The 19,980-nt window shown below is 71.2% G+C and carries 19 protein-coding genes; 10 read left to right on the top strand and 9 right to left on the bottom strand.

The annotated features are described in order from the left end of the window. Window positions 1–25: 25 nt before the first annotated feature. From ACWIHY_RS18375 to ACWIHY_RS18365, 3 genes are read right to left on the bottom strand one after another with little or no spacing between them, the layout of a single operon-like run. Complete coding sequence (locus tag ACWIHY_RS18375) at window positions 26–1,927, bottom strand: ABC transporter transmembrane domain-containing protein (protein ID WP_454376675.1); 1,902 nt, start codon at window positions 1,925–1,927, stop codon at window positions 26–28. Beyond that, window positions 1,924–3,663: an ABC transporter ATP-binding protein gene (locus tag ACWIHY_RS18370; RefSeq protein WP_454376674.1), complete on the bottom strand. Its 1,740-nt coding sequence runs from the start codon at window positions 3,661–3,663 to the stop codon at window positions 1,924–1,926. Before ACWIHY_RS18370 ends, ACWIHY_RS18375 begins: the two co-directional genes overlap by 4 nt. A 15-nt stretch (window positions 3,664–3,678) precedes the next feature. Next, complete coding sequence (locus ACWIHY_RS18365) at window positions 3,679–4,338, bottom strand: NADPH-dependent FMN reductase (protein ID WP_454376673.1); 660 nt, start codon at window positions 4,336–4,338, stop codon at window positions 3,679–3,681. A gap of 147 nt (window positions 4,339–4,485) precedes the next feature. Between ACWIHY_RS18365 and ACWIHY_RS18360 the strand changes: the two genes are divergently transcribed. The 3 genes from ACWIHY_RS18360 to ACWIHY_RS18350 all read left to right on the top strand — a co-directional run bounded on the left by ACWIHY_RS18360 (window position 4,486) and on the right by ACWIHY_RS18350 (window position 6,907). Next, a complete protein-coding gene (locus tag ACWIHY_RS18360; RefSeq protein WP_454376672.1) occupies window positions 4,486–5,292 on the top strand; it encodes an aminotransferase class IV family protein in 807 nt (268 codons plus the stop codon). Between the two features lie 216 nt (window positions 5,293–5,508). Next, window positions 5,509–6,108 carry a hypothetical protein gene (locus ACWIHY_RS18355; protein WP_454376671.1) on the top strand — a complete coding sequence of 200 codons (600 nt, stop codon included), beginning with the start codon at window positions 5,509–5,511 and terminating at the stop codon, window positions 6,106–6,108. A 169-nt stretch (window positions 6,109–6,277) separates the two neighbouring features. After that, a complete protein-coding gene (locus ACWIHY_RS18350; protein WP_454376670.1) occupies window positions 6,278–6,907 on the top strand; it encodes a class F sortase in 630 nt (209 codons plus the stop codon). A 7-nt stretch (window positions 6,908–6,914) separates the two neighbouring features. On the opposite strand, the gene ACWIHY_RS18345 is transcribed toward ACWIHY_RS18350, so the two are convergent. From ACWIHY_RS18345 to ACWIHY_RS18330, 4 genes are all read right to left on the bottom strand, one after another. After that, window positions 6,915–7,697 carry a sulfite exporter TauE/SafE family protein gene (locus ACWIHY_RS18345; RefSeq protein ID WP_454376669.1) on the bottom strand — a complete coding sequence of 261 codons (783 nt, stop codon included), beginning with the start codon at window positions 7,695–7,697 and terminating at the stop codon, window positions 6,915–6,917. 168 nt (window positions 7,698–7,865) lie between these two features. Continuing rightward, window positions 7,866–10,256, bottom strand: coding sequence for an ATP-binding cassette domain-containing protein (locus tag ACWIHY_RS18340; RefSeq protein WP_454376668.1), 2,391 nt, complete (start codon window positions 10,254–10,256; stop codon window positions 7,866–7,868). 100 nt (window positions 10,257–10,356) lie between these two features. Then, window positions 10,357–10,773 (bottom strand): VOC family protein, encoded by a 417-nt coding sequence (locus ACWIHY_RS18335; protein WP_454376667.1) that lies wholly within the window; start codon window positions 10,771–10,773, stop codon window positions 10,357–10,359. 63 nt (window positions 10,774–10,836) lie between these two features. Then, a complete protein-coding gene (locus tag ACWIHY_RS18330; protein WP_454376666.1) occupies window positions 10,837–11,256 on the bottom strand; it encodes a helix-turn-helix domain-containing protein in 420 nt (139 codons plus the stop codon). A 253-nt stretch (window positions 11,257–11,509) separates the two neighbouring features. Between ACWIHY_RS18330 and ACWIHY_RS18325 the strand changes: the two genes are divergently transcribed. From ACWIHY_RS18325 to ACWIHY_RS18300, 6 genes are all read left to right on the top strand, one after another. Beyond that, a complete protein-coding gene (locus ACWIHY_RS18325) occupies window positions 11,510–12,892 on the top strand; it encodes an NAD(P)/FAD-dependent oxidoreductase (RefSeq protein WP_454376665.1) in 1,383 nt (460 codons plus the stop codon). A gap of 1 nt (window position 12,893) precedes the next feature. Next, window positions 12,894–15,437: a nitrite reductase large subunit NirB gene (gene nirB / locus ACWIHY_RS18320; RefSeq protein ID WP_454376664.1), complete on the top strand. Its 2,544-nt coding sequence runs from the start codon at window positions 12,894–12,896 to the stop codon at window positions 15,435–15,437. Beyond that, window positions 15,434–15,763 (top strand): nitrite reductase small subunit NirD, encoded by a 330-nt coding sequence (gene nirD, locus ACWIHY_RS18315; RefSeq protein ID WP_454376663.1) that lies wholly within the window; start codon window positions 15,434–15,436, stop codon window positions 15,761–15,763. Before nirB ends, nirD begins: the two co-directional genes overlap by 4 nt. A gap of 32 nt (window positions 15,764–15,795) precedes the next feature. Next, complete coding sequence (locus ACWIHY_RS18310; protein WP_454376662.1) at window positions 15,796–16,380, top strand: TetR/AcrR family transcriptional regulator; 585 nt, start codon at window positions 15,796–15,798, stop codon at window positions 16,378–16,380. A 106-nt stretch (window positions 16,381–16,486) separates the two neighbouring features. Next, a complete protein-coding gene (locus tag ACWIHY_RS18305; RefSeq protein ID WP_454376661.1) occupies window positions 16,487–17,257 on the top strand; it encodes an SDR family NAD(P)-dependent oxidoreductase in 771 nt (256 codons plus the stop codon). Between the two features lie 27 nt (window positions 17,258–17,284). Further along, the gene (locus tag ACWIHY_RS18300) at window positions 17,285–18,214 is read left to right on the top strand and encodes an oxidoreductase (protein ID WP_454376660.1); all 930 of its coding nucleotides are present in this window, start codon (window positions 17,285–17,287) and stop codon (window positions 18,212–18,214) included. Window positions 18,215–18,248: 34 nt separating this feature from the next. On the opposite strand, the gene ACWIHY_RS18295 is transcribed toward ACWIHY_RS18300, so the two are convergent. Further along, the gene (locus ACWIHY_RS18295) at window positions 18,249–18,659 is read right to left on the bottom strand and encodes a VOC family protein (RefSeq protein ID WP_454376659.1); all 411 of its coding nucleotides are present in this window, start codon (window positions 18,657–18,659) and stop codon (window positions 18,249–18,251) included. A 155-nt stretch (window positions 18,660–18,814) separates the two neighbouring features. Here ACWIHY_RS18295 and ACWIHY_RS18290 point away from each other — a divergent pair, with 155 nt between their 5' ends. Next, window positions 18,815–19,402: a hypothetical protein gene (locus tag ACWIHY_RS18290; protein ID WP_454376658.1), complete on the top strand. Its 588-nt coding sequence runs from the start codon at window positions 18,815–18,817 to the stop codon at window positions 19,400–19,402. A gap of 109 nt (window positions 19,403–19,511) precedes the next feature. Here ACWIHY_RS18290 and ACWIHY_RS18285 read toward each other — a convergent pair whose 3' ends face one another. Continuing rightward, window positions 19,512–19,949, bottom strand: a complete 438-nt coding sequence (locus ACWIHY_RS18285) for a MarR family winged helix-turn-helix transcriptional regulator (RefSeq protein ID WP_454376657.1) — start codon at window positions 19,947–19,949, stop codon at window positions 19,512–19,514. Window positions 19,950–19,980: the final 31 nt, after the last annotated feature.

The raw sequence follows: 19,980 nt of genomic DNA, 5'->3' as shown, positions 1-19,980 counted from the left end.
TTGCGCGTACGCCCCGTCCATGCTCTCAGGCCGCTGCCGCGAACTGCGAGGCGTGCAGCCGGGCGTACGCGCCGCACTTCGCCAGCAGCTCCTCGTGCGTGCCCTGTTCGACGATCGCGCCGTCCTCCATCACCAGGATCACGTCGGCGTCGCGGATCGTGGAGAGGCGGTGGGCGATGACGAAGGACGTCCGGCCCGCGCGCAGCGAGTTCATCGCGCGCTGGATGAGGACTTCGGTGCGGGTGTCCACCGAACTGGTCGCCTCGTCCAGGACCAGGATGGACGGCTCGGTGAGGAACGCCCGCGCGATGGTGAGCAGTTGCTTCTCGCCGGCGCTCAGGTTGGCGCCCTCCTCGTCGATCACCGTGTCGTACCCGTCGGGCAGCGTGCGGATGAAGCGGTCGGCGTACGTCGCCATCGCCGCCTCGACGACCCGCTCGCGCGGTACGCCGCCCTCGACGCCGTACGCGATGTTGTCGGCGATCGTCCCGCCGAACAGCCAGGTGTCCTGGAGGACCATGCCGATGCCGGACCGCAGGCCCTCGCGGGTCATGGCGGCGATGTCGGTGCCGTCGAGGGTGATCCGGCCGCCCGTCACCTCGTAGAAGCGCATGAGGAGGTTGACGAGGGTGGTCTTCCCTGCGCCGGTGGGGCCGACGATGGCGACCGTCTGCCCGGGCTCGACCTTCAGGGTGAGGTCCTCGATGAGGGGCTTGGCCGGCTCGTAGCGGAAGGCGACGTTCTCGAAGGCGACCTTCCCGGTGAGGCGGGCGGGGCGCTCCGGCGCGGCCGGCGCCGCCGACTCCTCCTCGGCGTCGAGCAGGTCGAAGACGCGCTCGGCCGAGGCGACGCCGGACTGGAGGAGGTTCGCCATCGCCGCGACCTGCGTGATCGGCCCGTTGAATTCGTACGAGTACTGGATGAAGGCCTGGATGTCGCCGATGGAGAGGGTTCCCGAGGCGACGCGCAGGCCGCCGATGACCGCGATCAGGACGTAGTTGAGGTTGCCGATGAAGGACATCGCGGGCTGGATGACGCCCGAGATGAACTGGGCCTTGAAGCTGGACGCGTACAGCGCCTCGTTGTGCTCGTCGAAGGTACGGATCGCCTCCTTGCGGCGTCCGAAGACCTTCACCAGCGCGTGGCCGGTGTACATCTCCTCGACGTGGCCGTTGAGTCTGCCGGTGACCGCCCACTGCCTGACGAACTGCGGCTGGGCGCGCTTGCCGATGAGTACGGCTCCGAGGACCGACACCGGCACGGTCGCCAGCACCACCAGCGCCAGCAGCGGCGAGATCCAGAACATCATCGCCAGTACGCCGACGATGGTCAGCAGCGCCCGCAGCATCTGCCCGAACGCCTGCTGCATGGACTGCGTGATGTTGTCGACGTCGTTGGTGGTGCGGGAGAGGACTTCGCCGCGCGGCTGCTTGTCGAAGTACGACAGGGGCAGCCGCGCCAGCTTCGTCTCGGCCTGCTCGCGCAGCCGGTAGCCGACGCGCTGCACGACCACCATGACCAGCCGCAGCTTGATCCAGATGAAGAGGGCGGAGCCGGCCGTCACCGCGAGGGCGAGGGCGAGGATCTCCCCCACGGCCCGGAAGTCGATACCGCCCGGCGCCGTGGCGCCCGCGACCACGAGGTCGGTGGCGTGGCCGAGGATCTTGGGGCTCAGTACGGCGAGGGCGACGGCGGCGACACCCGCCGCGAGGAGGACGAGGAGCAGGGGCCGCTCGGGGGCCATCGTCCTCAGCAGGCGCAGGCCGGAGCGCCGGAAGTCGAGTGAGCGTTCGAGGGGTGGGGCGGCGGGGGCGCCGGGGACGCCCCGCTGCGGGGCGGGGCCCTTGCGCTCGGGGACGGTGGGGTCGGTGCGGGTGGTAGAGGTGGGGGCGGTGCGGGAGGTGGGGGCGGTGCGGTCCGTACTCATGCGGCTTCCTCCTCGGAGATCTGGGAGAGGACGATCTCCCGATAGGTGTGGTTGTCCCGCATGAGTTCTTCGTGTGTGCCGGTGCCGACGACGCGCCCTTCGTCGAGTACGACGATCCGGTCGGCCCCGCGGATGGTGGAGACCCGTTGGGCGACGATGACCACGGTCGCGTCGGCGGTCTCCCTGGCGAGCGCGGCCCGCAGCGCCGCGTCGGTTGCGTAGTCGAGGGCCGAGAAGGAGTCGTCGAACAGGTAGATGCCGGGCTTGACGACCAGGGCCCTGGCGATCGCGATGCGCTGGCGCTGGCCGCCGGACAGGTTGCCACCGCCCTGGGCGACGGGCGCGTCCAGGCCCTCCGGCAGAGCCTCGACAAAGCCCTTGGCCTGTGCGGTCTCCAGCGCGTGCCACAGCTCCGCGTCGGTGGCGTCGGGATTTCCGTACCGCAGGTTGGAGGCGATCGTCCCCGAGAAGAGGTACGGCTTCTGCGGTACGAGGCCGACCGTGCGGGACAGCACCTCCGGGTCGAGGTCCCGTACGTCGACGCCGCCGACCCGCACCTCGCCGCCCGTCGCGTCGAAGAGCCGGGGGACGAGCCCGAGCAGGGTCGTCTTCCCGCTGCCGGTGGACCCGATGACGGCGGTGGTGCGGCCGGGGCGGGCGGTCAGGTCGACGCCGCGCAGGACCGGTTCCTCCGCGCCGGGATAGCTGAAGCCGGCGCCCCGGATGTCGAGCCGGCCGCGGATCCGCTCGTCGAGCGCGGTGACCGGCACGGAGGGCGGGGCGACGCTGGACTCGGTGGTGAGGACCTCCCTGACTCGCTCGGCGCTGACGGCGGCGCGCGGTACCTGCATCAGCAGGAAGGTCGTCATCATCACGGCCATCAGGATCTGCATCAGGTAGCTGAGGAAGGCGATGAGCGAGCCGATCTGGAGCTCGCCTGCGCCGATGCGGTGTCCGCCGACCCAGATGACGGCCACGGTCGCCAGCTCCCAGACCAGGACGACCGCGGGCATGGTCAGCGCCATCAGGCGGCCGGACCGCAGGGCGACGCCCATCAGCTCCGCGTTGGCGTCGGCGTAACGGCGCTGTTCGTGCCCGTCCTTGACGAAGGCGCGGATGACGCGGATGCCGGTGATCTGCTCCCGCATCATCCGGTTCACCTGGTCGACGCGCTTCTGCATGCCGCGGAAGAGGGGCGGCATCCGGCGGATGATCAGGCCCACGACCCCGGCGAGCAGCGGCACGAAGAGCAGCAGCAGCGCGGCGAGCGGAACGTCCTGGCTCACGGCCATGACGATGCCGCCGACGCACATGAGGGGTGCGGCGACCAGCATGGTCAGGCCGAGCACCGTCAGCATCTGGATCTGCTGCACGTCGTTGGTGGTGCGGGTGATGAGGGACGAGGCACCGAACCGGCCGACTTCCCGTACGGAGAAGTCCTGGACCCGGGAGAAGACGGCGGAGCGCAGGTCGCGGCCCACGCCCATCGCGACGCGGGCGCCGAAGAAGACGGCGGCCGCGGCGGCGATGATCTGGAGGAGGGTGACGGCGATCATGACGCCGCCGGTGGACAGGACGTAACCGGTGTCGCCGGTGAGGACGCCGTTGTTGATGATGTCGGCGTTGAGGGTGGGCAGGTAGAGGGTGCCGATTGTCTGGGCGAGCTGGAGTACGACGACCAGGGCGATGGTCCGCGCGTAGGGGCGCAGCTGCGTGCGCAGTAAACGGATCAGCATGGTTTCGCCGCCCGCTCAGCCGGTGTACGGACGGACGGACTTGGCGTCGCGCAGGGCGTGCGCCCACCAGGTCAGCTGGGTGAGAAGGGCCTTGGCGGCGGTGTTGGGCGCGGACGGGTCCTTGTGCCGGCCGTCGTCGTCGAAGTGGGACCAGGCGCCGTGGAAACTGACGGTCTCGCGGATGGTGGTGGCGTGCATCTCGGCGAAGACCTGACGCAGCTGCTCGACTGCGCGCAGGCCGCCGGACATTCCGCCGTAGGAGACGAAGCCGACGGGCTTGGCGTGCCATTCGCTGCCGTGCCAGTCGATGAGGTTCTTGAGGGCGGCGGGGAAGGAGTGGTTGTACTCGGGGGTGAGGACGACGAAGGCGTCGGCGGCGGCGAGCCGTGGCGTGACCTGCGCGAGGACCGCCTTGACGTCGTCGGACGGCTTGAAGGACAGGGCGGTCGGCAGGTCGACGAGGGCCAGGTCGATCACATCGATGTCGAGATCGTCGTGCGCGGCGGCCCGGGAGACGAACCAGTCGGTGATGACGGGGGCGAAGCGGCCCTCGCGGTTGCTGGCGACGATGACGCCGACGCGCAGCGGGACGAGGGCGGCGGTCGTGGCCGCGACTGCGGTCGTGGTGGCGGAAGCGGTGCTGACCAGGTCGGATTCGTACGTCGTGATGTCCATGCGACAAGACTCGTACCTCAACCAAGATTGAGGTCAAGCCGTTCTGCGGGCAACTTCCAAGTCGGTTGTACGCAGGCGAAGTCATCACCGGCCGGTGCGATCGCCCCGCCCGCCCGGCCGTTGTTCGCGCCCCTTTACGGTGGTGGCATGACCGCATCCTCCGCACCCGCCGCTCCCCACATCGAGATCGACGGCCGCACGGCCACGACCGCGGACGACCTCCTCGTCCCCACCCTGTACGGCGGATATGCCCACTTCACCGCGATGCAGGTCAGGGACGGCCGGGTGCGCGGACTCGGCCTGCACCTCGCGCGGCTCGACGCCGCGACGCGGGAGGTGTTCGGCGCCGGGCTCGACGGGGAGCTGGTGCGCCGGCGGGTGCGGCACGCGCTCGACGGGGCCGGAGTGCGCGACGCCGCGGTCCGCGTCCACGTGTTCTGGGCGCCCGAGGCGGAGGCGGCCACCCTGATGGTCACCGTGCGCCCGCCCGCCACCATGCCCCCGGCCCCGCAGGCCCTGATGTCGGTTCCGTACGAGCGCCCCTTCCCGCACCTCAAGCACCTGGGCGGCTTCGCCCAGACCCACTACGGCAGGCTCGCGCGGCAGGCCGGCTTCGACGACGCGCTGCTGACCGGCCACGGCGGGGTGGTCACGGAGGGCGCGATCACCAACATCGCTTTCTACGACGGCACTTCGGTCGTCTGGCCGGACGCGCCGTCGCTGCTCGGCGTGACCATGGCGCTGCTCGAACCCCGGCTCGCGGAGGCCGGCCTGCCGTCGGTGCGGCGCCCGGTGACACTGGACGGCCTGGGGGCGTACCGGGCCGCCTTCGTCACGAACTCGCAGGGCATCGCCCCGGTGCGGCGTATCGACGATACGGAGTTCGCCGTCGACGAGGCGCTGATGAAGACGGTCGTGTCGGTGTACGGGGCGACGCCCTGGGACAGCGTCTGAGGCGGCCCCGCACGCCTCCCGTCACCCATTCGGGGCGCTGGGCGGGGTGAACCGTCCGGCCTGCCGCCGCCGGGGGCTGACCTGGGTGAACGCCGGGTGCGCGGGGCGCGGCGCGGCGGCGCGGCGGGCCATCTGACCGGGCCTCAGCAGGCGCGGGGCGCGTACGGCCACTTATCTCGGAGGGAGTGCCGCACCGACGCTTCCGGGAGGATCACCATGCGCCCTGCACTTCTGCTGACCGGTACCGCGCTGGCGGCCGCCGTGGTCGGCTTCGGCGCGGGCCCGGCGTACGCCGAGAACGACACGCCGCAGCACACGCTGGAGGTGCACCCGGCGACCGCGGGCCCCGGCGAGACCATCACGGTGAACACCACCGCCTGCGGTACGGACAGCGGCGGCACGGGAGACGCCGACTCCGTCGGGGCGGGCGACTTCCCCCTGCGCCCCGCCACCCACAAGGAGGTCGTCGCCGGGCAGTTCAAGCTTCCCCCGGACGCCCCGGAGGGAACCCACGACATCGCTGTGGCCTGCGACAACGGCAACACCGCCCAGGGAACCCTGACCGTGACCGCCGGCCCGTCGCCCGGGCCCACCCACCACGACCCGGGCCACCGTGACCCGTCCGAGCACGACCCGGCCCGCCTCCACCCGACCCACCGGCCCACGCACCCCACGGGTCACGTCAAGACCGGTGTCGGCGGGGCCGCGGACTCCGACACCACCCAGATCGCGGCGGGTGTGGCCGTACTGGCCGCGACCGCCGTCGGCGGTACCTGGCTCCTGCGTCGCCGGGCGAGCGGCACGCGGGAGCGCTGACGGGCCGGCTCCGCCGCCCCGTACCCGTACCGCCGGAGTTCCCCGTGCCTCCGCCCTGGCCCCGAGCCGGGCGGGGGCACGCGGGGCGTCCCGGGCCGGCGGTCGAGCCCCGGGCCGCACCGGCGGGTGGAGTGTCCCGGAGCGGAACGGAGAGGAGGGGTGATCACCGATGACGGACCGGCGTACGACAGGCGGCCTCGTCGCCATCGGCATCTGCACCGGCCTCTGGCTGATCCAGAACGGCGCCGCGGGCCTGGACCCGCCCCGGCCCTCGTCCGCCGAGGCGTTCGCCGCCGGGTCCGAGCACGTCCCGAGGAGTACGGTCCCGCCGGAGCGGCCGCTGCGGCCTTCCGAGCCCGTAGGGATCCGGATACCCGCCGTACGGGTGGACGCTCCCGTCATGCGGCTCGGTCTGGGCCCCGACGGGAGTCTCGACGTACCGCCGGCCGGGAACCGCAACCTCGCCGGCTGGTACCAGGACGGCACCCCGCCCGGCGCCGAGGGCACGTCGGTCATCGCCGGGCATGTCGACAACGCGCGGGGGCCGGCCGTCTTCTACCACCTCGGCTCGCTGCAGAAGGGCCACACGATCGAGGTGGTGCGCAAGGACGGGCGTACCGCCGTCTTCACGATCGACGCCGTCGAGGTCTACGACAGCGAGGACTTTCCGGAGCAGCGGGTGTACGCCGCCTCCGGGCAGGCGGAGCTGCGGGTGATCACCTGCGGCGGGACGTTCAACGAGAAGACCGGCTACCGGGGAAATGTCGTGGCGTACGCGCACCTGACGGCGGTGCGGTAGGCGCGCCTCACGTCCACTGGTCGAACGCCAGCTTGGCGACCAGCGAGAAGACCACGACCAGCAGCACACCGCGGACGAATTCGCTGCCCTTGCGCAGCGCCATGCGTGCGCCCGCCATCGCCCCTGTGAGGTTGAACAGCGCCATGAGCGCGGCGAGTTGCCACAGGACCGTGCCCTGGTACGCGAACATCGCGAGCGCGCCGGCGTTGGTGCAGACGTTTACGATCTTGGCGTTGGCGGAGGCGGTGACCAGGTCGAGGTGGAGCACTGCGGTCAGTGCCAGCACCAGGAACGTACCGGTGCCGGGTCCGAAGAGGCCGTCGTAGAAGCCGATGCCGCCGCCGACGAGGACGATCGCGGTGACCGTACGGGCCCGGGTGACCGGCGTCTTCGTGTCAGCGGCGGCGCGGCCGAAGGAGGGCCGCAGGAGCACGAAGCCCGCGACGGCGAGCAGCACCACCATGATCACCGGGCGTAGCACGTCGCTGCTGATCCCGGCGGCGAAGAACGCGCCGGTCATCGAGCCGGTGAGGGCCGCGAGCCCGATCCGTACCGCCGTCCCGACCTTCACCGGCGCCTTGCGGAGGTACGTCACCGCGGCGCCGGAGGTGCCCACGATGGCCACTGCCTTGTTGGTGCCGAGGATGTGCGCGGCGGGCACGTGCGGCAGGCCGAGCAGCAGGGCCGGCAGGAGCAGCAGCCCTCCGCCGCCCACCACCGCGTCGATCCAGCCGGCCGCCGCGGCGGCGAGGCACAGGACAACGAGCGTGGTCAGCGATATGTCGGGCATGATCGCGACCTTAGGGAGGGGCCGGGCGCGCCGTCCACGCAATCCACGGAGAGTTGAGCCACATCTGAGGTCCGGCCGGGCAGCGTGGGCCGAACCCGCACCCACGCTCGTCTGCGGGCCCGGACGCGGGTGGGTACGGCGGGTTCCGCCGTACCCACCGGGTCCCGGTCAGGCGCCGATGTAGGCCGCGAGGTGCTCGCCGGTGAGAGTGGAGCGGTCGGCGACGAGGTCGGCGGGGGTGCCCTCGAAGACGATCCGGCCGCCGTCGTGACCGGCGCCGGGGCCGAGGTCGATGATCCAGTCGGCGTGCGCCATGACCGCCTGGTGGTGCTCGATCACGATGACCGACTTGCCGGAGTCGACGAGCCGGTCGAGCAGGCCGAGCAGCTGCTCGACGTCGGCGAGGTGGAGGCCGGTGGTCGGCTCGTCGAGGACGTAGACGCCGCCCTTCTCCGCCATGTGGGTGGCCAGCTTGAGCCGCTGCCGCTCGCCGCCGGACAGCGTGGTGAGCGGCTGGCCGAGGCTGAGGTAGCCGAGGCCGACGTCGGCGAGCCTGGTCAGGATCCTGTGGGCCGCCGGGGTCTTCGCCTCGCCCTCGCCGAAGAACTCCTCGGCCTCGGTCACCGACATCGCGAGCACCTCGCTGATGTCACGGCCGCCGAGGTGGTATTGCAGCACCGATGCCTCGAACCGCTTCCCCTCGCACTCCTCGCAGGTGGTGGCGACGCCGGCCATCATCGCCAGGTCGGTGTAGATGACGCCGGCGCCGTTGCAGGTGGGGCAGGCGCCCTCGGAGTTGGCGCTGAACAGCGCCGGCTTCACGCCGTTGGCCTTTGCGAACGCCTTGCGGATCGGTTCGAGCAGTCCGGTGTACGTCGCCGGATTGCTCCGCCGCGAGCCGCGGATCGGCGCCTGGTCCACCGACACCACGCCCGTGTCGGCCGGGATGGAGCCGTGCAGGAGCGAGCTCTTGCCGGAGCCCGCCACACCGGTGACCACGCAGAGCACCCCGAGCGGGATGTCGACGTCGACGTCCCGCAGGTTGTTCGCCGTGGCGCCGCGGAGCTCCAGCGTGCCGGTGCCCTTGCGGACCGTTTCCTTCAGGGTGGCCCGGTCGTCGAGATGGCGCCCGGTGACGGTGTCGCTGGCCCGCAGCCCCTCGACGGTGCCCTCGAAGCAGACGGTGCCGCCCGCCGTACCGGCGCCCGGGCCGAGGTCCACGACATGGTCCGCGATCGCGATGGCCTCCGGCTTGTGCTCCACGACGAGCACCGTGTTGCCCTTGTCCCGCAGCCGCAGCAGCAGGTCGTTCATCCGCTGGATGTCGTGCGGGTGCAGACCGATGGTCGGCTCGTCGAAGACGTAGGTGACGTCGGTGAGCGAGGAGCCGAGGTGGCGGATCATCTTGACGCGCTGCGCCTCACCGCCGGAGAGCGTGCCCGCCGGCCGGTCGAGCGAGAGGTAACCGAGGCCGATCTCGGTGAACGAGTCGAGGGTGCCCTGCAGCGCGGTGAGCAGGGGCGTCACCGAGGGCTCTTTGAGGCCGCGGACCCACTCGGCCAGGTCGCGGATCTCCATCGCGCACGCGTCGGCGATGCTGATCTTCTTGATCTTCGACGACCGGGCGTCCTCGCTGAGCCGGGTGCCGTCGCACTCGGGACACGTGGTGAAGGTGACGGCCCGCTCCACGAACGCCCGGATGTGCGGCTGCATCGCCTCCTTGTCCTTGGCCAGGAACGACTTCTGGACCCGCGGGATCAGACCCTCGTAGGTCATGTTGATGCCCGCGATCTTCATCCTGGTCGGCTCGTGGTGGAGGAAGTCGTGCAGCTCCTTCTTGGTGAACCTGCGGATCGGCTTGTCCGGGTCGAAGAGGCCCGACTCGGCGTAGAGCCGGGAGTTCCAGCCGCCCGCCGTGAAGCCGGGGATGGTGAACGCGCCCTCCGAGATCGACTTGGAGTCGTCGTAGAGCTGGGTGAGGTCGATGTCGGAGACCGTGCCCCGGCCGTCGCAGTGCGTGCACATGCCTCCGGTGCGGCGGAAGGTCACTTTCTCCGTCTTGGACTTCTCACCGCGGTCGACCCTGAGCCCGCCGCTCGCCGTCACCGTGGCGGTGTTGAAGGAGTACGCGCTGGGCGGGCCGATGTGCGGCTTGGCGAGCCGGCTGAAGAGGATGCGCAGCATCGCGTTGGCGTCGGTGGCGGTGCCGACCGTGGAGCGGGGGTCGCCGCCCATCCGCTGCTGGTCGACGCTGATCGCCGTCGTCAGGCCGTCGAGGACGTCGACCTCCGGCCGCGCCGTGGTGGGCATGAAACCCTGCACGAAGGCGCTGTAGGTCTCGTTGATCAGCCGCTGCGACTCCGCGGCGATCGTGTTGAACACCAGCGAGCTCTTGCCCGAGCCGGAGACCCCGGTGAACACCGTCAGCCGGCGCTTCGGGATCTCGATGCTGACATCCTTGAGGTTGTTCTCGCGCGCGCCGTGCACGCGGATCAGATCGTGGGTGTCGGCAGCGTGCGGCGCAGGCGACTGCGTGTCCGCCCTCTTGGCCCTGCTCATCGTGTCTCCATCTGTTACGCGGGCCGCCTTCGCGGTCTCCGTCGGCGTCGCCTGGATCGATCGGACGCCGGCCGGTACGGTGACCGGCCGGCGACGGGGGTTACTTGCCGGCGCGCTGCGCGAACCGCAGCATGTTGCCCGCGGGATCGCGGAAGGCGCAGTCGCGAACCCCGTACGGCTGGTCGATCGGCTCCTGCAGCACGTCGGCGCCCGAGGCCTGGATGCGCTCGAACGTGGCGTCGCAGTCGTCGGTCGAGAAGATCACACCGCGCAGCATGCCCTTGGCCAGCAGCTCCTCCATGGCCTGCTTGTCGGCCGGCGAGGAGTTCGGGTTCGCCGCGGGCGGTTCCAGCACGATCTCCACGTCGGGTTGCGACGGCGAGGCCACCGTCACCCAGCGCATCCCCTCGAACCCGACGTCGTTGCGCACCTCGAGTCCGAGCACGTCCCGGTAGAACGCGAGCGCCTTGTCGTGGTCGTCGACGGCGATGAAGCATTGCGAGAGTTTGATTTCCATGCGCCTCACGCTACGGACGGGCCGCGTCCTTCGCTTCTCCGTTCCTGACCGGTTCCGCGTTCCTCACCGGTTCGCGTTCCTCGCCGCTTCCGGATTCCTGATCGGTCGCGTGTACATCTTGGCGATGCAGGCAGGGATGTCCGCGCCCTCCTCGTGCCGGCGCGCCCGGTACGCGCTCGGGCTCTCGCCCACCAGCTCGGTGAACCGCGAGCTGAACGACCCCAGCGACGTACAGCCCACCGCGAAGCAGACGTCCGTCACCGACATGTCGCCGCGCCGCAGCAGGGCTTTGGCCCGCTCGATCCTGCGGGTCATCAGGTAGCTGTACGGCGTCTCCTCGAACGCGGCGCGGAAGCTGCGGGAGAAGTGGCCGGGCGACATGTGGGCGGCGCGTGCCAGCGCGGGGACGTCGAGCGGCTCCGCGTAGTCGCGGTCCATCAAGTCGCGGGCCCGGCGGAGCCGAACCAGGTCCGATAGCGTCACCGCTCCAGCATCGCACGGCGCCGTCGCCGCAGGACAGGCATTTCGACACCCGGCGCGGGGCAGGGCTCGTTGTGCGGATCGCCCACGCCACGGGCCCGGCGTCGGGACCCTGGCGGCGTCCTTGCTGTGCGGCGACGGGCCCCGGCCGTCGCATTCACCCTCACAGTGCGGTGCACGTGACGCTGAGCGCAGTGTTCCCCGCGGGAAACAGACGGGATGCGGTCGGGTAACACCGCCCCCGCAGGCTGCAGTCATGAGCGAGGACATCGTGGTGATCGGCGGCGGGACGGCAGGTGCCCGGCTGGCCCGGCAACTGACCCGCCGGGCGGCCCCGGCGGCCCCTGCGGTCCCGGGGCCCGCGTCGGCGGGTCCGACGGCGGCGCCGGCGCCGAAGGTCACCGTCATCGGCGAGGAGGAGCACGCCCCGTACAACAGGGTGCTGCTCGCCGAGGTCCTCGCGGGCCGCTACGGCCCCGAGGTCATCGCCCAGCCCGCGACGCCGGTGCGGCGCGGGGTGCGGGTGGTCCGTATCGACCGGGCCGAGCGGGTGGTGCAGTGCGACGACGGCAGCGTCGTCCCGTACGGCACGCTCGTCCTCGCGACCGGTTCCAACCCCGTCCTGCCGCCCCTGCGCGGCCTCGGCGCCGACCTCCCCGACGGCGTCCACCCCTTCCGCACCCTGGACGACTGCCTGGCGCTGGCGGCAGCCACACGCGAAGGCACGCGCGCCGTCGTCATCGGCGGCGGCCTCCTCGGCGTCTCGGCGGCACGTGCGCTGGCGGAGCGCGGCGCCCAGGTCGTACTGGCCCAGCAGGGCGAGCACCTCATGCAGCGCCAGCTCGACCCGGCCGCGAGCGAGTTGCTGCGCGGCCACCTGGAGGTGCTGGGCGTCGAGGTCCACACCGAGTGCCGGGTACGCGGCCTGCGCTGCGAGGCCGGGGAGCAGGGGGCCACGTCCGTTCGCGCCGTCGAACTCGCCGACGGCTACGCCCTCGACGCCGACCTGGTCGTTCTGGCCTGCGGTGTCCGGCCCCGCGTGGGCCTCGCGCAGGCGGCGGGCCTGGACGTGCGCCACGGCATCGTCGTGGACGACGAGCTTCGCACCTCCGACCCGCACATCCGCGCGATCGGCGACTGCGCCGAGCACAACGGCCGCGTATACGGTCTCGCGGGCCCGGCCCTCGAACAGGCCGACATTCTGGCCGCACTGCTGCTCGACGAGGGTCCGGCCGCTCCACTCACCACCCCGCGGGCGGACCATCCCGGCGTCGCCGCGGCAGCGGCCGTCCGGCCTGCGGCGTTCACCGTTCCCGGGAGCGATCCCGCGCCCCGTTACACCGGCACGCGCGCTCTCACCCGCCTCACCCTCAACAGCGGCGGCGCCGGCAACAGCTCCGGCGCCGGGCCGCTCGACCTCGCCGCCTTCGGTGAGACGAATCCGCTCCCCGGCGACGACGTCGTCCGCCTCGCCGACGCCACCCGCGGCGCGTACCGCAAGGTCGTCGTGCGCGGGGACCGGCTGATCGGCGGCATTCTGCTGGGCGATCTCGGCGCCGTCGGCGAGCTCGCCCGCACCTGGGAGGGCGACGAGCCGCTCCCCTCCACCCCGTTGTTCCATCTGCTTGGAGGCGCCTGAGATGTCCACACCACCCACGATCGTGGTCGTCGGCCACGGCATGGTCGGCCAGCGCTTCCTGGAGGCCCTCGCAGAGAAGGGCGTCACGGAGAGGGCACGGATCGTCGTCCTGTGCGAGGAGCCGCGTCCCGCGTACGACCGCGTTCAGCTCACCTCGTACTTCTCGGGCCGCACCCCCGACGAGCTCGCTCTCGGCGAGCCGGGCTTCATGGAGCGGCACGGCATAGAGCTGTACCTCGACGATCCGGCGACGGCCGTCGACCGCGAGGCGCGCACGGTCACTTCGCGCACCGGGCGGACGTTCTCCTACGACACGCTGGTCCTCGCCACCGGTTCGTACCCCTTCGTACCACCCGTTCCCGGGAAGGACGCGGAAGGCTGCTTCGTCTACCGCACCATTGAGGACCTGCTGGCGATCGAGGCGTACGCGAAGACAGCGCGTACGGGAGCGGTCGTGGGCGGCGGCCTGCTCGGTCTCGAGGCGGCGGGCGCGCTGAGCGGGCTCGGGCTCGCCACGCACGTGGTGGAGTTCGCGCCCCGCCTGATGCCCGTCCAGGTCGACGAGGGCGGCGGCGCGGCTCTTCTCCGTACGATCGAGGGCATGGGCCTGACGGTCCACACGGGCGTCGGCACCCAGGCCGTCACCACGGACGCCGCCGGCGTGGTCAACGGCATGTCCCTCTCGGACGGTTCGACGCTGGAGACCGACCTCGTCGTCTTCTCGGCGGGTGTACGCCCGCGCGACCAGCTGGCCAGGGACTGCGGCCTGTCCGTCGGCGAGCGGGGCGGCATCGCGGTCGACGAGCAGTGCCGTACGTCCGACCCCGCCGTCTTCGCCATCGGCGAGTGCGCGCTCGCGGTGGACGGCCGGGTGTACGGGCTCGTGGCGCCCGGTTACGAGATGGCCGAGACGGCCGCCGAGATCATCACGGGAACGCTCGCGGACGCGTTCCCGGGAACGGCCGAAACCGCGAACCGGACGTTCACGGGTGCGGACATGTCCACCAAGCTCAAGCTCCTCGGTGTGGACGTGGCGTCCTTCGGCGACGCCCACGGCCACGCGGAGGGCTGCCTCGACGTCACCTACTCCGACTCGCGCTCCGGCGTCTACAAGAAGCTCGTCGTCAGCCCGGACGGCACGCTCCTCGGCGGCGTCCTGGTCGGCGACGCGGACGCGTACGCGATGCTGCGACCGCTCACCGGTTCCGTACCGCCCGTCGCACCGGAACAGCTGATCGCGCCGGCCGGCGGCGGCCAGGTCACCCTCGGCCCGTCCGCCCTGCCCGACGACGCCGTCGTCTGCAACTGCCACAACGTCACCAAGGGCGCGGTGACAGCCTGTTCCACGCTCCCCGAGGTGAAGAAGTGCACCAAGGCGGGCACGGGCTGCGGCAGCTGCGTGAAGCTGATCGGCCAGCTGCTCCCCCAGTCGGGCGACAAGGGCCTGTGCGGCTGCTTCCCGCACACGCGCTCCGAGCTGTACGAGATCGTCCGCACCCTGCGCATCACGTCGTACGCCGCGCTCCTCGACTCGCACGGCCGTGAGGCGGCCCGGGGCGGAGACGGCTGCGAGATCTGCAAGCCGACGGTCGGCTCGATCCTGGCCAGCCTGAGCAACGGCTACATCCTCGACGGCGAACAGGCCGCCCTCCAGGACACCAACGACCACTTCCTCGCCAACATGCAGCGCAACGGCTCGTACTCGATCGTGCCGCGCATCCCGGGTGGCGAGGTCACCCCCGAGAAGCTCATCGTGATCGGCGAGGTGGCACGCGACTTCGGTCTCTACACGAAGATCACGGGCGGCCAGCGCATCGACCTCTTCGGCGCCCGGGTCGACCAGCTCCCCCTGATCTGGACGCGGCTGGTGGATGCCGGCTTCGAGTCGGGCCACGCGTACGGAAAGGCCCTCAGGACGGTGAAGTCCTGCGTCGGGCAGACGTGGTGCCGTTACGGCGTCCAGGACAGCGTCCGCATGGCCATCGACCTGGAGCTCCGCTACCGGGGCCTGCGCGCGCCGCACAAGCTGAAGTCGGCGGTCTCGGGATGCGCCCGCGAGTGCGCCGAGGCACAGTCCAAGGACTTCGGTGTCATCGCCACCGCGAACGGCTGGAACCTCTACGTCGGCGGCAACGGCGGCGCGACCCCGCGTCACGCCGACCTCCTCGCCCAGGACCTGTCGGACGCCGAACTCGTGCGTCTCATCGACCGGTTCCTGATGTTCTACATCCGCACCGCCGACCGCCTGGAGCGCACCTCCACCTGGCTGGAGCGGCTGGAGGGCGGCCTGGACCACCTCAGGGACGTCGTCGTCCACGACTCCCTGGGGATCTGCGAGCAGCTGGAAGCCCTGATGGCCGACCACGTGTCCGGCTACCGCGACGAGTGGGCCGAGACCATCAACGACCCCGAGCGGCTGTCCCGGTTCGTCTCGTTCGTCAACGCTCCCGACGCGCCCGACCCGTCCGTGCGGTTCGTTCCCGAGCGCGACCAGATGAAGCCGGACCTGACCATCCTCACCCTCGAAGGGACCCGTGCCGGATGACCCTGCAACTGCGTATCGACGACTCCTGGTTCACCGCCTGCGACCTGTCCGCCCTCACACCGGGGCGCGGCGTGGCGGCCCTGCTCCCCGACGGCCGCCAGGCGGCGCTGTTCACGGACCGCAGGGGACGCGCGTACGCCATCGACAACCGCGACCCGTTCTCCGGCGCGCAGGTTCTCTCGCGCGGCCTGATCGGATCCGAGAACGGCCGCCCCTTCGTCGCCTCACCTCTCCTCAAGCAGCGCTTCGACCTGGAAACGGGGCACTGTCTGGACGACGAAACGGTCACGGTGGGCACGTTCTCCGTACGCGTCGGAGTTAATTGACCGATCGTTCCGGAACGGTTACTGTCTCCGACGTGGCCAGGACCAAGGAATTCGACCCCGACGCCGCACTGCAGGCAGCCCTGGAGCTGTTCTGGCGGCGCGGTTACGAAGCGACGACCATGGCGGACCTCGTCGGTCACCTCGGCATCGGCCGCGCCAGCATCTACGCCACGTTCGGCAACAAGCACGAGCTCTACCTGAAGGCGCTCGACCGGTACGCCGGCTCCCGCAACCCGCACCTGCTCGGCGAGCTCTCCCAGCCGGGCCCCGCACTGCCGGCCGTGCGGGCGGTGATGCGGCGGTTCGCCGCCGAGGCGGCCTCCGACGAAGAACGGCCGGCCGGCTGCTTCGTCACCAACACGGCCGCCGAGCTGGCCCCGCACGACGACGCGGCGGCCCGCCGGGTCGAGGTGAGCTGGGCGCACGTCGAGACCCTGTTGCACTCCGCGCTCGTACGGGCACAGGCGCAGGGCGAGCTGCCCGAGGACCGCGATCCCCGGGCGCTCGCCCGCATGCTTCTCGTCCTGATGCAGGGCCTGCGGGTCGTCGGCAAGGCCTCCAGCGACCCGGCCAGGGTGCGGGACGCCGCCGAACAGGCACTGACCCTTCTCGACTGACCCGGCCGGCCCGGAACGCGGAACCACTCTTCACCAGGCGCCCCCAGGGCGTCTCTTTCATGCCCCAATAACAGAACGATCGTTCAAATATAAGGACGGACAGATCATGACTGCTCGCTTCTCCGGAAAGACCGCCCTCGTCACCGGCGCGGGCTCGGGCGTCGGCCGCGCCATCGCGCTCGCCCTCGCCGCCGAGGGCGCGAACGTCGTCGTCGCGGGGCGCCGCGCCGCGCCGCTCGACGAGACCGTCGCACTGGCACGGCAGGCGGGCGGAGGTGGCACGGCGGTCTCGGTCAGCGCCGATGTCAGCCGTTCCGAGGACGTGAGGGCGCTCGTCCGCGAGAGCACCGAGCGCTTCGGCAGCCTCGACGTCGCGGTGAACAACGCCGGTGTGTTCCGGGGAGGCGGCCCCGTCGCCGAGCTGTCCGAGAACGACTGGCGCACGCTCCTCGACATCAACGTCACGGGCGTACTCCTGGCGATGCAGTCGGAGATCGATGTGATGCGCTCCCAGGACGGCGGCGGCGCGATCGTCAACATCTCCTCCAACCTGGGCGCACACCTGCGCATCCCGGGCGTCGCCGGCTACATCGCCTCCAAGGCCGCCGTCTCCGCGCTCACCCGCGCCGCCGCCCTCGACCACATCCAGGACGGCGTCCGGATCAACGCGGTCAGCCCGGGCCCCGCCGCCACCGCCATGTCGCTGCGCCCCGGCGAGAGCGACGCGGAGCGCGCCGTCCGCATGAAGGGCGAGTCGCCGCTCGGCCGGGTCTCGACGACCGGGGAGGTCGCCGCCGCCGTGCTGTACCTGGCCTCCGCCGACGCCGCGTCGGTCGTCGGAAGCGACCTCGTCATCGACGGAGGCGCCTCCGCCTGACGAGGCGTGCGGTCGTACGCTGACCCCATGACGACTGGCTGGAAAGCGAGCGACATCCCCGACCAGAGCGGCCGTACGGCCGTGGTCACGGGGGCCAACAGCGGCATAGGACTTGTCACGGCGCGCGCACTCGCCCGCCGCGGCGCGCGGGTCGTTCTCGCGTGCCGCAGCGAGCAACGCGGCGAGGAGGCGGCGGCGCGCATCACCCGCGAAGTCCCCCATGCGGTCGTCGAGTTCGCCCCACTCGACCTGGCGGACCTGGCCTCCATACGGCACTTCGCGAGCGGGTACGCGTACGACCGCCTCGACCTGCTCATCAACAACGCGGGCGTCATGGCGCTGCCGTACGGACAAACCGCCGACGGTTTCGAGACGCAGTTCGGCGTCAATCACCTCGGCCACTTCGCCCTCACCGGGCTGCTCCTGCCGCACCTGCTCCAGACGCCCGGAGCCCGCGTCGTGAGCGTCTCCAGCGGGCTGCACGCCCTGTCCAACATCGACATCGGCGACCTCAACAGCGAGCGCAAGTACCGCCGCTGGATCGCCTACGGCCGGTCCAAGACCGCGAACCTGCTCTTCGTCCACGAGCTGGCCGGGCGGCTGGCCGCGACCGGCTCCGACATCGTCGCGGCAGCCGCCCACCCCGGCTATGCCAGCACCAACCTCCAGACCGCGGGCGTACGTATGGAGGGCCGCCGGGCGGCCGAGCGGATCGTGGCGCTGGGGAACAGGATCATCGCCCAGCCCGCCGAGTCCGGCGCCCTGCCCACCCTGTACGCGGCGACCGCGCCCGGCGTACGGCCCGATTCGTTCACGGGGCCGAGGATCCAGGGCCTGCGGGGCGCGCCCACGAAGTCGTGGCGCGCACCGTGGACGACGAACGATGTGGCGAGCGAACGGCTGTGGGTGGCCTCGGAGCAGCTTACCGGGGTGACGTACGAGGGCCTCAAGTCCTGAGGCCCTCCGCGGCACATCCAGGGGCGGCCGGGCCTCAGCCCTGGCCCTCGACGGCCGACGGGTCCATCCAGATGACCTCCCACGTGTGACCGTCGGGGTCCTGGAAGGAACGGCCGTACATGAAGCCGTGGTCCATGGGCTCGTTCGCGGGGGAGCCGCCGGAGGCGAGGGCCGTGTCGGCCAGCTCGTCGACCTTCTCCCTGCTCTCGGCGCTGAGCGCGAGCAGGACCTCGGTGGTCGTGCTCGTGTCCGCGATCTCCTTCTTGGTGAACTCCTTGAAGCGCGGTTCGGCGAGCAGCATCGCGAAGATCGTGTCGCTGATCACCAGGCACGCCGTCGTGTCGTCACTGAACTGAGGGTTGAACGAGAACCCGAGCTTGCCGAAGAAGGACTTCGTGGTGTCGAGGTTCTTGACCGGCAGGTTCACAAAGATCATTTGAGGCATGAGCTGTGTCTCTCTTCTCTCGGTCGGCCATTCGGTGCCGTCGTTGCCATGTGCAGGGGTAGACCCGGGTGCCGCACGAAACTCATCGGTCGACCAGAAACTCGCAGAAAGATTCCGTCTTGCGGGCGCGCCACGCCCGTCCTAGCGTCGGCGCCATGACCCGCTCCGCCGGTTCCGCCGGCTCCGCGAACTCCGCCGGCAAGAGGATCACCGAGAAGCTGTCGGCCGACGCCCTGAAGGCGGCCACCGGCCGGGACTGGGACGCGTGGTTCGCCCTCCTCGACACGTGGGGCGCCACCGGGCGCGGACACACGGAGATCGCCCGCCACCTGACCGGCGACCTCGCGGTCGACGGCTGGTACGCCCAGTCGATCACGGTCGGGTACGAACAGGAGCGCGGCATGCGCGCGGTCGGCCAGTCCTCGGAGGGCGACTGGCAGGCGAGCGGCAACAGGACCGTGGACGCGCCCCTCGCGCGCTGCGAAACCGCCTTCACCGATGAGGACGTACGCCGCCGGTGGCTTCCCGGGAGCGAGTTCTCGCTGCGTACGCACCGCGAGGGCAAGTCGCTGTCCGCCGACTACGCGGACGGCCGGCTCTCCGTCCGCTTCACGCCCAAGGGCGAGGCCAAGACACAGGTGTCGCTCGCGCACACCAAACTGGCCGATGCGGAAGCGGTGGCGGCGTACAAGGCCTTCTGGAAGGAGCGTCTCGCCGCTCTGAAGGCGCTGCTGGAGAACTGAACGTACCCGGGAGCGCCCGAAAGCCGTTGCGGGGAACGCTCCGCAACCGTTCCCGGGAACGTCGCGAAGCCGTTCCGGAGAACGCCCCGAAGCGCGGACGCCCGGCCGCTCAGCCCCGGAGCTCTTCCGCCGCGTCCGCGACCCGGCCGATCAGGCGCAACAGCGTCTCCTGCTCGCCCTCGTCGAGGGGCGCGAGGAACACCCGGTTCATCCGCGCCGTCCTGGTGACCAGCTTGCGGTGCACCGCTGCGCCCTCGTCCGTGAGCTTGAGTACGTTGCGCCGGCCGTCGTGCGGGTCGCGCACGCGCTCCAGCAGACCGCGCCTGCCGAGGCGCGCCACCAGGTCCGCGATGGTCGAGCGGTCGAGGTGGACGTGCTCGCTCAGGGTGCGCTGGTCGATGTCCGGCTTCTCGGCCAGCGTGTTGAGCACGGCGAACTGCGGCGACGTGGTGTCCTCCGACACCATCGTCGTCCACAGCAGCGTGTGCGCCTGCTGCAGCCGCCGGGCGAGATGCCCCGGGTGGGTGCTCAGATCGACCGCAGCCATGCGGGCCTCCTGCGATTCTGGGGTGATGCTC

The sequence above is a fragment of the Streptomyces sp. NPDC055287 genome (genome assembly GCF_053646035.1).
The sequence above is the reverse complement of the archived record's forward strand: the minus strand, read 5'-3'. Positions and strand labels throughout refer to the sequence as shown.

What these genes read in the sequence shown, in the direction of transcription:
- ACWIHY_RS18375 (WP_454376675.1), bottom strand. Translation starts at nt 1,927, where the DNA reads ATGAGTACGGACCGCACCGCCCCCACCTCCCGCACCGCCCCCACCTCT.
- ACWIHY_RS18370 (WP_454376674.1), bottom strand. Translation starts at nt 3,663, where the DNA reads ATGCTGATCCGTTTACTGCGCACGCAGCTGCGCCCCTACGCGCGGACC.
- ACWIHY_RS18365 (WP_454376673.1), bottom strand. Translation starts at nt 4,338, where the DNA reads ATGGACATCACGACGTACGAATCCGACCTGGTCAGCACCGCTTCCGCC.
- ACWIHY_RS18360 (WP_454376672.1), top strand. Translation starts at nt 4,486, where the DNA reads ATGACCGCATCCTCCGCACCCGCCGCTCCCCACATCGAGATCGACGGC.
- ACWIHY_RS18355 (WP_454376671.1), top strand. Translation starts at nt 5,509, where the DNA reads ATGCGCCCTGCACTTCTGCTGACCGGTACCGCGCTGGCGGCCGCCGTG.
- ACWIHY_RS18350 (WP_454376670.1), top strand. Translation starts at nt 6,278, where the DNA reads ATGACGGACCGGCGTACGACAGGCGGCCTCGTCGCCATCGGCATCTGC.
- ACWIHY_RS18345 (WP_454376669.1), bottom strand. Translation starts at nt 7,697, where the DNA reads ATGCCCGACATATCGCTGACCACGCTCGTTGTCCTGTGCCTCGCCGCC.
- ACWIHY_RS18340 (WP_454376668.1), bottom strand. Translation starts at nt 10,256, where the DNA reads ATGAGCAGGGCCAAGAGGGCGGACACGCAGTCGCCTGCGCCGCACGCT.
- ACWIHY_RS18335 (WP_454376667.1), bottom strand. Translation starts at nt 10,773, where the DNA reads ATGGAAATCAAACTCTCGCAATGCTTCATCGCCGTCGACGACCACGAC.
- ACWIHY_RS18325 (WP_454376665.1), top strand. Translation starts at nt 11,510, where the DNA reads ATGAGCGAGGACATCGTGGTGATCGGCGGCGGGACGGCAGGTGCCCGG.
- nirB (WP_454376664.1), top strand. Translation starts at nt 12,894, where the DNA reads ATGTCCACACCACCCACGATCGTGGTCGTCGGCCACGGCATGGTCGGC.
- nirD (WP_454376663.1), top strand. Translation starts at nt 15,434, where the DNA reads ATGACCCTGCAACTGCGTATCGACGACTCCTGGTTCACCGCCTGCGAC.
- ACWIHY_RS18305 (WP_454376661.1), top strand. Translation starts at nt 16,487, where the DNA reads ATGACTGCTCGCTTCTCCGGAAAGACCGCCCTCGTCACCGGCGCGGGC.
- ACWIHY_RS18300 (WP_454376660.1), top strand. Translation starts at nt 17,285, where the DNA reads ATGACGACTGGCTGGAAAGCGAGCGACATCCCCGACCAGAGCGGCCGT.
- ACWIHY_RS18295 (WP_454376659.1), bottom strand. Translation starts at nt 18,659, where the DNA reads ATGCCTCAAATGATCTTTGTGAACCTGCCGGTCAAGAACCTCGACACC.
- ACWIHY_RS18290 (WP_454376658.1), top strand. Translation starts at nt 18,815, where the DNA reads ATGACCCGCTCCGCCGGTTCCGCCGGCTCCGCGAACTCCGCCGGCAAG.
- ACWIHY_RS18285 (WP_454376657.1), bottom strand. Translation starts at nt 19,949, where the DNA reads ATGGCTGCGGTCGATCTGAGCACCCACCCGGGGCATCTCGCCCGGCGG.